At 63.2% G+C, this 13902-nt stretch carries 14 protein-coding genes and 2 pseudogenes; 6 read left to right on the top strand and 10 right to left on the bottom strand.

What is annotated here, in order from left to right:
• Positions 1-3 precede the first annotated feature (3 nt).
• From AB3L03_RS25020 to AB3L03_RS25010, 3 genes are all read right to left on the bottom strand, one after another.
• Positions 4-630, bottom strand: a complete 627-nt coding sequence (locus AB3L03_RS25020) for a CMD domain protein (protein ID WP_204513992.1) — start codon at positions 628-630, stop codon at positions 4-6.
• Between the two features lie 28 nt (positions 631-658).
• On the bottom strand, positions 659-1693 hold the full coding sequence (locus AB3L03_RS25015) for a putative FMN-dependent luciferase-like monooxygenase (protein ID WP_204512174.1): 1035 nt from the start codon (positions 1691-1693) through the stop codon (positions 659-661).
• Between the two features lie 136 nt (positions 1694-1829).
• A complete protein-coding gene (locus AB3L03_RS25010) occupies positions 1830-2624 on the bottom strand; it encodes a MetQ/NlpA family ABC transporter substrate-binding protein (RefSeq protein ID WP_368507171.1) in 795 nt (264 codons plus the stop codon).
• A 391-nt stretch (positions 2625-3015) separates the two neighbouring features.
• Between AB3L03_RS25010 and AB3L03_RS25005 the strand changes: the two genes are divergently transcribed.
• Positions 3016-4803, top strand: coding sequence for a peptide ABC transporter substrate-binding protein (locus AB3L03_RS25005; RefSeq protein ID WP_085348497.1), 1788 nt, complete (start codon positions 3016-3018; stop codon positions 4801-4803).
• Between the two features lie 47 nt (positions 4804-4850).
• On the opposite strand, the gene AB3L03_RS25000 is transcribed toward AB3L03_RS25005, so the two are convergent.
• The 4 genes from AB3L03_RS25000 to AB3L03_RS24985 form a co-directional block, all read right to left on the bottom strand.
• The gene (locus AB3L03_RS25000) at positions 4851-5036 is read right to left on the bottom strand and encodes a hypothetical protein (protein ID WP_018453934.1); all 186 of its coding nucleotides are present in this window, start codon (positions 5034-5036) and stop codon (positions 4851-4853) included.
• A gap of 122 nt (positions 5037-5158) precedes the next feature.
• Entirely contained in the window at positions 5159-5371 is a 213-nt protein-coding gene (locus AB3L03_RS24995) for a hypothetical protein (protein ID WP_143273036.1), read from the bottom strand.
• Complete coding sequence (locus tag AB3L03_RS24990) at positions 5371-5553, bottom strand: hypothetical protein (protein WP_143273038.1); 183 nt, start codon at positions 5551-5553, stop codon at positions 5371-5373. Before AB3L03_RS24990 ends, AB3L03_RS24995 begins: the two co-directional genes overlap by 1 nt.
• Before the next feature lie 120 nt (positions 5554-5673).
• Positions 5674-5868, bottom strand: coding sequence for a hypothetical protein (locus tag AB3L03_RS24985; protein ID WP_007614011.1), 195 nt, complete (start codon positions 5866-5868; stop codon positions 5674-5676).
• Positions 5869-5954: 86 nt separating this feature from the next.
• Here AB3L03_RS24985 and AB3L03_RS24980 point away from each other — a divergent pair.
• A pseudogene (locus AB3L03_RS24980) lies at positions 5955-6470 on the top strand (ferritin-like domain-containing protein).
• A gap of 63 nt (positions 6471-6533) precedes the next feature.
• Here AB3L03_RS24980 and AB3L03_RS24975 read toward each other — a convergent pair.
• The 3 genes from AB3L03_RS24975 to treZ all read right to left on the bottom strand — a co-directional run bounded on the left by AB3L03_RS24975 (position 6534) and on the right by treZ (position 9267).
• Positions 6534-7391, bottom strand: a complete 858-nt coding sequence (locus tag AB3L03_RS24975) for an SDR family oxidoreductase (RefSeq protein ID WP_368507170.1) — start codon at positions 7389-7391, stop codon at positions 6534-6536.
• A 63-nt stretch (positions 7392-7454) separates the two neighbouring features.
• On the bottom strand, positions 7455-7733 hold the full coding sequence (locus AB3L03_RS24970) for a hypothetical protein (protein WP_368507169.1): 279 nt from the start codon (positions 7731-7733) through the stop codon (positions 7455-7457).
• Entirely contained in the window at positions 7642-9267 is a 1626-nt protein-coding gene (gene treZ / locus AB3L03_RS24965) for a malto-oligosyltrehalose trehalohydrolase (protein WP_368507168.1), read from the bottom strand. The genes AB3L03_RS24970 and treZ overlap by 92 nt, the downstream gene beginning before the upstream one ends.
• Before the next feature lie 279 nt (positions 9268-9546).
• Between treZ and AB3L03_RS24960 the strand changes: the two genes are divergently transcribed.
• The 4 genes and pseudogenes from AB3L03_RS24960 (at position 9547) to AB3L03_RS24945 (ending at position 13902) form a co-directional block, all read left to right on the top strand.
• Complete coding sequence (locus tag AB3L03_RS24960) at positions 9547-9804, top strand: DUF3606 domain-containing protein (RefSeq protein ID WP_018453928.1); 258 nt, start codon at positions 9547-9549, stop codon at positions 9802-9804.
• A 43-nt stretch (positions 9805-9847) separates the two neighbouring features.
• Positions 9848-12084, top strand: a pseudogene (gene glgX / locus AB3L03_RS24955) (glycogen debranching protein GlgX).
• Positions 12085-12189: 105 nt separating this feature from the next.
• Positions 12190-12483, top strand: coding sequence for a hypothetical protein (locus tag AB3L03_RS24950; RefSeq protein WP_026232628.1), 294 nt, complete (start codon positions 12190-12192; stop codon positions 12481-12483).
• A 147-nt stretch (positions 12484-12630) separates the two neighbouring features.
• A complete protein-coding gene (locus AB3L03_RS24945; RefSeq protein ID WP_085383542.1) occupies positions 12631-13902 on the top strand; it encodes a DUF892 family protein in 1272 nt (423 codons plus the stop codon).

Raw genomic sequence — 13902 nt, 5'->3', positions numbered from 1 at the left:
TCCTTACGCGCCGGCCGCGGCGTTCGTGGTGCGCCCGAGCGAGGCACCGAGCACGCGCAGTCCGGTGACGACGCGCACCTGGAACGACAGGAACGCAACGAGCTGAGAGAACGTGACGATTCCGGTGTTCGACCAACCGGCGGCGAGCAGAGCCTTCATGTCGGCGGCGGCCGCATCGCGCGGGCGGAACACCAGCAGATGCGCATGTTCGAACGCCGCAGCGAGCCGGTCCCCGAGATCGGGCTTGCGCTCCGCGCTGACGCGGTAGATCAAGCCGGCCTTGTTTTCGACAGACAGGGGGCCGGTTGGAAAGGCACCGTAGGGGCCCGAGGTCTCGCCCCGCGCGATTTCGACATCGACAGCTTCGACCAGGCGCGCGCCATCGGCGGTCGCAGCTAACTTCGCCCGATAGAAGCCGGCCATCGTGGGCTCGCGGTGAAGCCCGATCACGAAGAGCGCGACCGCGGCGCGCTCCACCAGCGAGACATCGCCGGCGTCGATCGGCTCGAACAGCGAGAGATAGCTCTTCTGCGCATTGTCGCGCGCCTGGATGCGCTTGGCCCGAATGCCGTCCAGAGCCGAACCCGGTTCGATCCCGGCGAGCGTGTCGATGATATCTTTCGTAGCCATCATTCAGCCTCTTGCAACCTCATTCCGACTAACCCGCCAGCGCCACGTCGGGCGCCGTCCGCGCCCAGCCCAGCGCCGGCGCGACCTTCTCCGCCACCAGCTCGATCGAGCGCAGGATATGGGGATGCGGGGCATCGACCGAATGCGCCTGGAAGACGAGATCGGTCACCCGCTCCAGCGTGGCGTCGGCGCGGAGCGAAGCGATGACGTCGTCGGCCGCGCCGACATGGGTGTCGAACGCCGCGATCATCTCCTCGAGCGTTTCGCCTGGCTTGGCGTGGCCGCCCTTGAGGAATTGCGGGAGCGCGCGCCGCAGGCCGATATCGGCAAGACGCATCGCCTCAGTCCGGTCGTCGGCAACGAAGACGGTGCGCGAGGCCATGATGCGGGGCTCCCGTCCCGGCGGCAGCGCCTCGAGATAGGCATCGATCACCGGATTCTGAATCTCGGCGAGCGTTGCCTTCGGCGCCTCCTTGGTTCGAGGCTGGGTGCGCGACAGCAACAGGCCATCGCCTGCCTTGCCGGCACGCGCGCCGCCCGCGACAGAGAACGTCGCCTGCCAGATCCTGTCGTCCAATTGCGGCCGCTGCGGATAGAGCGTGTCACCACCTTCGAGCGGCTTGCCGACCAACGCGGTGCGGACGACGTCCAGATTGCGCGCAAAGATCTCGTTGCGCTGGGCGCTGTCGAGGCCGAAGGCGGCAAAGGCCGAGGGATTGCCGCCGGTGCCGACACCCAGCTCGAAGCGACCGTTGCAGAGCAGATCGAGCACCGCGGCATCCTCCGCCACCCGCACCGCGTTCTCCAGCGGCAAGGTGACGATGCCGGTGCCGAGCCTGATGCGCGAGGTCTGGGCTGCGACATAACCGAGGAAGGTGAAGGGGGACGGCAGGCCGCCCTCGCGCTCGTGGAAATGGTGCTGCGCGATCCACGCGGAATCGAGGCCCGCCGTCTCGGCGCGCACGATCTGCTCGGCCGCGAAGCGATATCGGTCGGCCGGCGGGGCCTCGTCGAGAAGCCGTGTGAAAAACCCCAGGCGTTTCAGGTTTGCTAAGCGTTTCATACGACCCCTGTCGGACGAGGATAGGTCCCGATGATGTCGGTTGCCGCAGCTCCAGACAAGCGGGCATTGCGCAGGGCTAGTACGCAAGCCCGCCCGCCGGGATCGCCCTGAGCTGAACTTTGGCTGGGCAGACTGCCTACCAGCTCGGCAGAACCGCGCCCTTGAACTTGGTCAGGATGAACTCCTTGACCTCCGCCGTGTGATAGCTGTCCACCAGGATCTTGACCCAGGGCTTGTCCTTGTCGACCGTGCGAACGGCGATGAGATTGACGTAGGGACCCTTCGGGTCCTCGCGCAGGATCGGATCCGTGACGGGATCGAGGCCAGCCTGGGTTGCATAATTGGTGTTGATCGCGGCGGCGTCGACGTCGTCGAGCGCGCGCGGCGCCTGCGCCGCGTCGACCTCGATGAACTTCAGCTTCTTGGGATTCTCGGTGATATCGAGCACCGTCGGCTTGAAACCCGTGCCGTCCTTCAGCTTGATCGCGCCCTTGTCGCGCAGCAGCAGCAACACGCGGCCGCCATTGGTCGGATCGTTCGGGATCGAGACCTTGCCGCCCTCGGGGATATCGGCGAAGGCCTTGTGCTTCTTGGAATAGACGCCGATCGGGAAATTCACGGTCAGGCCGACGGCTTCGATCTTGTAGCCACGGTCCGCCTTCTGATTGTCCAAATATGGTTGGTTCTGGAACGAATTGGCCTGGATCTCGCCGGCATCGAGCGCGGCGTTCGGCACGACGTAGTCGGAGAATTCGATGAGCTGGATGTCGAGACCCTGCTTGGCGGCGATCGGCTTCACCGCCTCGAAGATCTGGGCGTGCGGCCCCGGCGTCACGCCGATCTTGATGGTCTCGCCTGAAGCGGCGGCCGACCAGGCGGCGAGCACGGTCGCAAGGATCAGGGTGGAACAGAACGACATCTTGGTCTCCATGACTCGGCAATGATTGGAACCGAATTCGCTTCTCCGCGGCGCGAAATCAATGAAATGTAAATCCATATTGACCGATTGACGCGGACCACGCTTCTCCGTTCGACCGCATGTGGGGAACGAATGCATCTGCGCAAGCGTGAGACGCGTCACGACAAAACCCACGGATCGTTGCCCGTAGCCCGATGGAGCGATGCGCAATCCGGGGCGCCGCCAGCGCGGCTGGACTTATCCTGGTTGCGCTCGGCTCCATCCGGGCGTCAGACCTCTCCCCCGCACATTCGTCATTTCGCCGCAGGGTTTTCTGACCTTGGTGGCATTGCCGCCTCGCCCATGATCAAACATGATGGGCCTTGGCCGGTGACGACTTGTCCTTGAAGTGGGGGATCATCCGATGAACGAGAACGAAATCCGCAAGTCCATCACTGAGGTGCAGCAGGGCACCTTGTCGCGACGCTCGTTCATGCAGACGATGGCTGCGATCGGGATCGCGGCGCCTGTCGCGAGCCAGATCCTGGTCTGGAACGACGTGGCGATGGCGGACGCCACCCTGCCCTACAAGCCGACCAAGGCCGGCGGCGGCGGCCCACTCAAGATCCTGCTCTGGCAGGCCCCTACACTGCTCAATCCGCATTTCGCGCTCGGGACCAAGGACCAGATCGCCTCGCGCGTCTTCTTCGAGCCGCTCGCCGGCTGGGACAAGGACGGCAACCTCGTCCCCTGCCTCGCGGCCGAGGCTCCGTCCAAGCAGAACGGCGGCCTTTCGCCGGACGGCCTGAGCGTGACCTGGAAACTGAAGCAGGGCGTGAGATGGCATGACGGCAAGCCCTTCACCGCCGACGACGTCGTGTTCACCTGGCAATACGCCTCGGATCTCGCCACGGCGGCGTACACTACGGGGTCTTACAAAGACATCACGGTCGAGAAGATCGACGACCACACCGTCAAGGTGCTGTTCAAGGCGCCGACGCCGTTCTGGGCCGATCCCTTCGTCGGCTCGGTCGGTCCGATCCTGCCGAAACATCATTTCGGCGACTATGTCGGCGCGAAGTCGCGCGAAGCGCCCGGCAATCTGAAGCCGGTCGGCACTGGTCCCTACAAATTCGTCGAGTTCAAGCCGGGTGACCTGATCCGGGCCGAACGCAATCCCGACTATCACGTCAAGAACCAGCCGCATTTCGACACGCTCGAGATCAAGGGCGGTGGCGATGCGGTGTCCGCGGCGCGCGCCGTGCTGCAGACCGGCGAATACGACTATGCCTGGAACATGCAGGTGGAGGAGGAGGTCCTCAAACGCATGGAGGCCAGCGGCAAGGGCAAGCTCGACGTCACGCCATCAGGCAACGTCGAATTCATCATCCTCAACACGACGGACCCCTGGACCGAGGTGGACGGCGAGCGCTCAAGCCCCAAGACCAAGCACCCGACGCTGTCCGATCCCGCCGTTCGCCGCGCGATCAATCTGCTGATCGACCGCGAGTCGATTCAGAAATTCATTTACGGGCGCGGCGGCGTCGCCACCGCGAGCTTCGTCAACGCGCCCAAACAGTTCAAGTCGCCGAAGCTGAAATACGAGTTCGACGTCGACAAGGCGAACAAGATCCTCGACGAGGCCGGCTGGGCCAAGGCCGCGGACGGCATCCGCGAGAAAGACGGCAAGAAGCTCAAATTCGTCTTCCAGACCTCGACCAATGCGCCGCGTCAGAAGACGCAGGCCATCATCAAGCAGGCCTGCCAGAAGGCCGGGATCGAGATCGAAATCAAGGCGGTCACGGCATCGGTGTTCTTCTCGTCCGACGTCGGCAACCCCGACACCTACTCCAAGTTCTATGCCGACATGGAGATGTACAACACCACGCAGCCGCAGCCCGACCCGGAGCGCTTCCTGAACCAGTGCGTCTCCTGGGAGATCTCCAACAAGGAAAACAAATGGCTCGGCCGCAACGTCTCGCGCTGGTCCGATCCCGAGGCCGACAAGGCCTACAAGTCTGCGCAGAACGAGCTTGATCCGGTCAGGCGGGCCGCGCTGCTGATCAAGGTCGACGAAACCTTTTGCGAGGCCAACGTGTTCCTGCCGCTTCTATCCCGCAACATCGTCAACGCAGGGGTCAACAACCTCATGGTCGACATGTCGGGATGGGACGTCACGACCTGGAATCTGGCGAGTTGGTATCGCAGCTGACGCCGGAGAGGCTGAACGCGCAAACTCCGCCTCGGCAGACCACCAGCTCAATCCCTGCCGGCGAATTGACGGTCGAGGTTTGACGCCGCGTCGGCGCTTCTGAGCCGTTTCATCAGCTCATCCCGCTCCTTGCCGTCGGGCAACGCCTCGGCCTTTTCACGGATGGTCCTGGTGAACTCCGCAAGCCGTTCTTGCAGAGTGGTGGTTTGCTGAACGCGACGCCGCCTGAGCACGATCGGGTCTCCATCTCATGGCACCATGCGGTGCCTTTCCGGATTGCCGATGATAAGTGCGAGCGCAGCCATGTCTGTATCAAATGATATAGTTCACGCCATTTGGTGCCGACACCCTTTGTTCACATGTGAACAGTGGGAGCCACCTTCACCTGCCGCTCCGGAACGAAAATGGCGGCTGTTACATTGACGCGGCGAGACAGCACGGACGCGCCATGGGCAAGATATTGATCAGCACCGCCGTCGTAAGCCTGGCGCTCATCATTGCCTTCGCGGTCTATGTCATCACTCTCTGAATTGCCAAGTAGAAGCGAATGATGGTGCGGCTCGGACATCAACCGCGCGCGCAGCAATCGACCAACAGGTCCCAGATCCGCTGCGCCTCGCGCGATGCGCTGCTTTCCGGCCCCTTCTCCGGGTTGGACTGCGAATAGTCCGCCACCGGACGTTCCTCGCGAGGCACGATCCATCGCTGGGAGATCGGGTCGTACCATTTTCCGATCATCATTTCAGTCACGCCGATCGACTCACCGATTTGATCCTGGGCGAGCTACGGCTCACGGGCTTCGTCAATCCCATTCACCGCGCCTCGCCCATTTTACAAATCGGCTTCTGACACAATCGTTCCTGCCGCGGCTCAGCCAGGCCGTGCCGGATGAAGCGTACGGGGATGCCGCTCGTGCAGCAGCCGCGCGAGCTCTTCCCGCTCCGCAGGACGCCCCTTCATGGCGGTCTCGAACAGCGCTTCCTGGATGTCGCGGGGCATGTCACCCCACACGTCCATCGCCGCTCGTCCGAGCAGGCCCGCAAGATGATCCGCACCATCGCTCATTCGGCTCTCCTGATCTGATCACGGGAATGGAACAGCTAGGGCTGTGCAGCGTTCCAGTTCCATCATTGTCAAAGGAGACGTCGTTTATGGGATTCTTCACCAAGGACATCAAATCGATGGAAGACCTGCTGCTGCACGGCCTGCAGGATATCTATTACGCGGAACAGCAGATCCTCAAGGCTCTGCCGAAGATGATCGAGAAGGCGACAAACAGGGACCTTGCCGCCGGCTTGAAAGCCCATCTGGAGGAGACCAACAAGCAGGTCGACAGGCTCGGCAAGGCATTCGCGAAGCTCGGCAAGGAGCCCAGCGGGACACACTGTCCCGCCATCGACGGCCTCATCAAGGAGGCCGATGAGACCGCGGGCGAAATCGAGGACAAGGCCGTGCTCGATGCCGCGATCGTGGCCAACGCATAGGCCGTCGAGCATTATGAGATGTGCCGCTACGGCACGCTGATCGCATGGGCGGAGGAACTCGGGCACGACGACATCGTGCGCTTCCTCACGACGAACCTGAACGAAGAGAAGGCCGCCAACACCAAGCTGAACACCGTGGCGCTTCGCAAGGGCGTCAATGCCAAGGCGTCCAGCGCGGCTTGATCGAGACGTACTGAACGTGGCGGCCCCACCCGCGGGGCTGCCACGTTCTCGTTGCAGGTTCGGTCAGATGAACGGCTTGCCGCCGGTGACCGCCAGGGTCGCTCCCGACGTGTAGCTCGAGAGTGTATCGGCGAGCATGACATAGGCGGTCGCAAGTTCGGCCGGTTGGCCGGCCCGTTGCATCGGCACTTGCTTGCCGAAGTTCTTGACTTTGTCCTCCGGCATCGTCGACGGGATCAGCGGCGTCCAGATCGGACCCGGAGCGACCGCATTGACCCGAATGCCCTTTGCCGCCAGCATCTGCGCAAGGCCGCCGGTAAAGTTCTGAATGGCGCCCTTGGTCGTGGCATAGGCCAGCAGGGTTGGATTCGGCATGTCGGAGTTCACCGACGCGGTGTTGATGATCGCCGCTCCCGGGCGCATGTGGGGGACCGCAGCCTTGGTGAGATAGAACATGGCGTGAATGTTGGTCTCGAACGTCCGCTGCCATTCCTCGTCGCTGATCTCAGCGATCTCCTTGAACGTGTCCTGATGCGCCGCGTTGTTGACGAGGATGTCTATTGCGCCGAACGCCTCGACGGTGCGCTGGATGATCGCGCGACAATGATCGGGATTGCGGATGTCGCCGGGGATCAGGACGACCTTGCGTCCCTCGCGCTCCACCAGCGTCTTGACCTCAGCGGCATCCTCGTCCTCGTTCAAATAGGCGATGACGATGTCGGCACCTTCCCGGGCATAGGCGATCGCGACCGCGCGGCCGATGCCACTGTCGCCACCGGTGATGATTGCCTTCTTTCCGGACAGTCGCCCGGAGCCCTTGTAACTCTCTTCGCCGTGATCCGGTCGTGGATTCATCGCGCGGGTCGAACCGGGCATCGATTGCTGCTGGGACGGATAAGGCGGCTTTGGATATTCGGTCATGGAGTGGCTCCAGGGATTTACTCCGCTAACGGAAAGCTTTCGGAAGCGTTCCTCGCGGTTCCATCACGCCTCGTGGCCAAGCCGCACGATGATGTCGCTCGGCAACAGCGCTGGCGCGTCGGCGGCGCCCAATCGCCATAGGCTCTCGCCCGCGACCAGCGCCGGCATGGGCAGTTCGTGGTCGGCGAAACTGGCAACAATCTGCAAGATGTCTCCCTTCTGCGTCCGCCAACGGGCATCCAGGCCGCCCTTACGCTGGTTCTCCCCCAGCAACCTGCAATGAGCCGAAACGAAACCCCGTTTGATCAGCGGAACGATCTTCTCGCGCCGTATCTTCAGCAATCGGGCTGTGAGGCCGCGAAACCTGGCGCTGGCGGGAGAGCGGTCGATGCCGGCCCAGTCGAGCTTCGATGCCCCGAAGGTTTTTTTCATCGCACGGATCCGGAATCCTGGCGCGCATGCCGGGCGTCGAGAACGCCTTGAAGTGCGCGAACTCCTTGCGCCGCCCTTCCCGCGTCAGCTCGGCAGCTTCGCCGGACCAGTCTGCGAAAAACAGGAATGGCGTCTCGGCCGCGGCTTCCTCACCCATGAACAACAGGGGAATATGCGGGTTCAAGAGAACCAGTGCCATGGCCTGGTCCAGCTTCTCCGGACCGACCAGCGCGGAAAGCCGCTCCCCGAGCGCGCGGTTGCCGATCTGGTCGTGGTTCTGGGCGAAGAAGATGGTGGCATCAGGCGGCAGATGCGCGCTCGGCTCGCCGCGCGGTTCGTCATGCAGCGGAAAGATTTCGCCCTGGTAGGCAAAGCCCTCGGTGAGCGCTCGCGCGAGATGTTCAAGCGGCCTGTCTGCGAACGCGCGATAATAGCCTTCGTCCTCGCCCGTCAACAGGACGTGGAGCGCGTTGTGAAAATCATCGCCCCATTGCGCGTCATAGAGCCGGGTTCGCCCCTGAGCACGGTCGAGCAGGCGGGCCTGATTGGCCTCGTTCTCCAGCATCAGATGCACGCGCCGGTCCGGCAGCTGACTGCGAACCGTCTCGGCAAGCTCGATCAGGAAATGGCGGTCGGAATCGTCCTTCAGGGCGTGAACGGCGTCGAGCCGCAAGCCGTCGAACCCGTAGTCGCGCAGCCACATCAACGCGTTCTCGATCAGGAACTCGCGCACGAACGCGCCGTCGTGTCCCTCGAGGTTGACGGCAGGGCCCCAGCCGGTGCTGTGGCGCGCGGTAAAGAAACTTTCCGCATAGAGGTGCAGATAGTTCAGCTGCGGTCCGAAATGGTTATAGACAACATCGAGATAGACCATGATGTCGAGGGCATGCGCCGCGCGTAACAGCCGCTTGAGGTCTTCCGGCCTGCCGTAGCGCGCATTCGGCGCATTCAGCAGCACGCCGTCATAGCCCCAATTGTGCCGGCCGGGGACATCATTGAGCGGCATCAGCTCGATTGCGGTAATGCCGAGATCGCGCAGATAGGGCAACTTCTTCTCGACGCCGGCATAGGTGCCCTCCTCACTGAAGGTGCCGACGTGCAACTCGTAGATCACGGCCTCCGCCCAAGGGCGGCCGGGATAGAGCACCGAGTCTCGGAACGCCGCAGTGTCCACCACCTCGCTCGGGGCCCCGACGTCGTCCGGCTGGAAGAACGAGGCGGGATCGGGAACGACCAGGTCTTCGTTGATCCTGAACTGATAGCGCGTGCCGACATGCGCGGTGGGACTCAACGCCTGGTACCAGCCATCGTGGTCGCGCATCATCCGGAGTGGCGGCCGGCCGGCTTCGAGCAATTCGACCGATTGCGCCGTCGGCGCCCACAGATTGAAGCAGACCCCGTGGTCGAGGCATCGAGGGCCGTAGTGTCGCGCTGGCCCAGCCATTCCCAAACTGTGACTCAAACCTGGCCGCCTTTGCGTGCATGGCTGGAAGTTACGGCACGCTTCGCGAGGCTCGATTTTACGATCGCTTGAGCATGCTCAACGGGAGAAGCCGAGATGTGGGCATTCGTTCCTCAGGCCGGCGCCACACCGATGCGCCATGTGCGTTGTGTGCACTTTTGGGCCGAGGTGCGGCGACGATGGGTTGGGGAAGATCACTGTTGCAAACAGGGAACGGAATCGCCGGGGCGACGGTTGCAACTCCACACGGGAGTTTTCGTCATGCGCCGCTCGAAGCCACAGCCGATCCGCAACAAGCTCGACCTCGCCGACCGTACTCAGGTGCGCCTCGTCAGAAAGCGTCTCGGACTATCCGACGCAGAGCTGACCAGCATCGTCGAGCGGATTGGCAACTCGATTGCGGCTATCAGCAAGGAGGCGGCGCTGCAAAGGGCAACCACGCTGCCGAAGCCGGACGATGTGCCTCCTGTCGCGGTGATTACTTCTGCGACCGTCGGCGAGCAGGCGACGCGGAAGTGACGGCAACCTCACCAAATTCTTCAGGGGCTATTCGGGGGCAGCGATGGATCAAACGGTACATTCAGACGACACCCTGACGCGGGCGGCCTCGAGCCTGCGCCGCTCCCGCATCAGCGAGGGCAAGCCGTTTCCGCTCGGCGCCACCTGGGACGGGCTCGGCGTCAATTTCGCGCTGTTTTCAGCCCATGCCACCAAGGTCGAACTCTGCCTGTTCGACGACAGCGGCGAAGCCGAACTGGAGCGGATCGAACTCCCCGAATATACCGACGAAGTCTGGCACGGCTATTTGCCCTCGGCCCGCCCCGGCACCGTCTACGGCTACCGCGTCCATGGCCCCTACGAACCCGACGCTGGACACCGCTTCAATCCCAACAAGCTCGTGCTCGATCCCTACGCCAAGCAGCTGGTCGGCCGGTTGCGCTGGGGACCGGAGCTGTTCGGCTACCAGCTCGACCATGCCGACAAGGATCTCTCCTACGACGAACGCGACAGCGCGCCCTTGATGCAGAAATGCCGTGTCATCGACCCGGCCTTCACCTGGGGCGCCGCGCGCAAGCCGGAAGTGCCGTGGGAGCGGACGATCGTCTACGAGATGCACGTCAAGGGGTTTACCCAGTTGCATCCGCTGGTGCCCGACGCAGACCGCGGCACGTTCTCCGGTCTCGCGCACTCGGAAGTTCCGGCCTACCTGCGCTCGCTTGGCATTACCAGTGCAGAATTGTTGCCGATCCATGCCTTCGTTGACGACAGCTATCTGGTCGAGAAAGGCTTGCGCAATTACTGGGGCTACAACTCCCTTGCCTTCTTCGCGCCGGAGCCGCGTTACCTCAGAACGCCGTTCGCGAACGAATTCAAGGCCATGGTCAACCAGTTCCACGCCCATGGCGTCGAGGTCATCCTCGACGTCGTCTACAATCACACCGCTGAAGGAAACGAGCTCGGCCCAACCCTCTCGTTCAAGGGCATCGACAACGCCAGCTATTACCGCCTGCTGCCGGACCAGCAGCGCTACTACATCAACGACACCGGTACCGGGAACACGGTGAACCTGTCGCATCCACGCGTGCTGCAACTGGTCGCGGATTCCTGCGCTACTGGGCGACCGAGATGCGGGTCGACGGTTTCCGCTTCGATCTCGCCACCATCCTGGCGCGCGAACCTTACGGGTTCGATGAAGGCGGCGGCTTCCTCGATGCCTGCCGGCAGGACCCCGTGCTTTCCAGCGTCAAGCTGATCGCCGAGCCCTGGGACATCGGTCCGGGCGGCTATCAGGTCGGTCAGTTTCCGCCGGGATGGGCGGAGTGGAACGACAAGTTCAGGGACACCGTGCGCGCCTTCTGGAAGGGCGATGAGGGATCGATCGCGGACTTCGCCAAGCGCGTGTCCGGATCCGGCGATCTCTTCAACAAGCGCGGCCGCCGGCCATGGGCCAGCGTCAACTTCGTCACAGCCCATGACGGCTTCAATCTCAATGACCTCGTCTCGTACAACGACAAGCACAACGAAGCCAATGGTGAGGATAATCGCGACGGCCACAGCAACAATCATTCCTGGAATTGCGGCGCCGAGGGACCGACGGACGATCCGGACATCACGGCGCTGCGCGAGCGCCAAAAGCGCAATCTGCTGGCGACCATGCTGTTGTCGCACGGCACGCCTATGCTGCTTGCAGGCGACGAATTCGGACACACCCAACACGGCAACAACAACGCGTACGCCCAAGACAACGAGATCACATGGCTCGACTGGCTCCGCATCACCGCAAATGGCCGCAGCCTTCGCGAATTCACGCGCAAGCTGATCGCCACGCGTAAGGCATTTCCGATTCTTTACCGCAGCCGCTTCCTGGTCGGCTCCCACAATGAAGAGCTGGACGTGAAGGACGTGACGTGGCTCGCGCCGTCCGGGGAGGAAATGACGACGGACCAGTGGCAGGACGGTAACGCCAAATGTTTCGGCCTGCTGCTCGACGGCCGCGCCCAGGAGACCGGGATCAAGCGCCGCGGCTCGGACGCAACCATGCTGCTGATCTACAACGCCCATTACGACGTCGTGAATTTCACCTTGCCCGCAGTCGCCGAGGGACGCAGCTGGATCGGGTTGATCGACACCAATCAACCGGAGGGGCAAATGCCCGCATTCGAGTTCGGGCACGTTTATGCGATGACGGGGCGATCCCTCGTGGTGTTCGGTCTCGCCACCGAAACCATCGCCACGCGCCGCCTGCGCCAGGGCCTCGGCGCGCTGCTGGACGTCGTGGAGGCGCCGCTGCCGGGGTAATTGGTCGTGACACGGTGAGCCGACGCTTTCGAGTTGATGACGACAGGGAACGCACGCAGGTTATCGGCGTTCGAGTAGATGGGGCATCAGTCGGAGAACACCGAGATGAAGTTCACAGGTGCCGTTATCCTCGCCGCTCTCGCGCTGCCTGGAGCAGCCTGGGCGCAGGCCAGCAAGCCTGACGTTTCGTCCGCGCCGAGCGCGCAGAATTCGGGTGCCGGCATTGCCGGGCAGCCCGGCAACAAGAACGGGCCGGCCGCAAAGCCTGGTGAGACCGTTGGATCGAGTTCGACGAGCTCCACTGGCAACACCGCCGTGCAGTCGCAGGACCCGTCGAATATTCAGGGCGCGCCAGGCAACAAGAATGGGCCGCCCGCCAAGCGTCCGGACCAACGCTAAACGAATACGCCCACAATCCTGCCGATCGACTTCGAACGACCTGCGCCCGATATCATCGGCGCAGGTCGTTTCGCGAGGAACGAACGCTAAAGCCGCCCGTTCGGAAGACATCCTCTTTCCTGTCCTTCCAATACGAGAGTCCCCACCATGTATCACCACGTCAAGAAGCTGATGTTCACCGTTCGCGTCGACGAGCCGGATCCCCGCTTCGGCAACATGCTGCTGGAGCAGTTCGGCGGCGCGAATGGCGAGCTCGCCGCCGCGATGCAGTACTCGATCCAGGGGTTGAACTGCGAGGATCCCGATCGCAAGGACCTGCTGATGGACATCGGCACCGAAGAGCTCAGCCATCTGGAAGTGGTCGGCACGCTGGCGCGGATGCATCTCAAGCCGTCGAAGTTCGACCGCCAGGCGGCCGAAGCCGATCCCCTCATCGCCATCGCCGGCGGCGGCGGCGTCAATCTCTTCAACTCCCAGGGCAATGCCTGGACCGCCGACTATCTGAAGATCACCGGCGAGCTTGACGTCGATCTGCGCAGCAACATCGCCGCGGAGGCGCGGGCCAAGATCGTCTACGAGCGGCTGATCAATTTCTGCGACGACGCCGGCAGCAAGGACGCGCTGCAGTTCCTGATGACCCGCGAGATCACGCACATGAAGGCGTTCGCGCTCGCGCTCGAGAGCATGGGCAAGCCAGCGTTCAGCATCGGCCGCATCGCGCCGACGCCCGGCCTCGTGGACCAGTTCTTCAACGATTCCACCGGCGCCGGCGACCATGGCGAGATCGACACGCGCGGCCCGTGGAACGAGGGCGGCGACTGGGTGTTCACGGAGTCGCCGGCGATCCAGGCGGGCGAACCGGGTCCGGCCTCGGCCATCGTCACCGAGAGCTCGCCGCCCGCGGACGAAGCGGGTCTCGGCGATCTGCTCATCAACGAGCTGCGCGATATCCTGCATGCCGAGAAGCAATTGACCAAGGCGCTTCCCAAGATGGCGGAGGCCGCCCGCTTCGATCAGTTGCGCGAGCTGTTCGAGCAGCACCTCGCCGAGACCGAAGCGCAGGTCGAGCGCATCAACGAATGCTTCGAAATGCTCGGCAAATCCCCCCGCGCCAAGCCCTGCAAGGGCATGATGGGCCTCGTCGAGGAAGGCCAGGAGATCATGGCCGAGGGCGAGGACAAGGAGGACGCGGCGGCCGACCTCGCCCTGATCGGCGCAGCGCAGCGCGTCGAGCATTACGAGATCGCGGGCTACACCACGGCGCGCAACCTCGCCCAGCAGCTTCGCCACAGTGCCATTGTCGCCCTGCTGTCGAAATCGCTCGCCGAGGAGGAGAACGCCGATCAGCTTCTCAACCAGGTGGCTCGCTCGCTGATGTCGGTGGCGAAAATGCCGGCGGCAGTCGAGCAGACCGAATGA

The organism is Bradyrhizobium lupini (genome assembly GCF_040939785.1).
In the GTDB taxonomy this organism is placed as follows: Bacteria; Pseudomonadota; Alphaproteobacteria; order Rhizobiales; family Xanthobacteraceae; genus Bradyrhizobium; species Bradyrhizobium canariense_D.
Note: the sequence above shows the minus strand (reverse complement) of the source record. Positions and strands in the feature narration are given on the sequence as shown.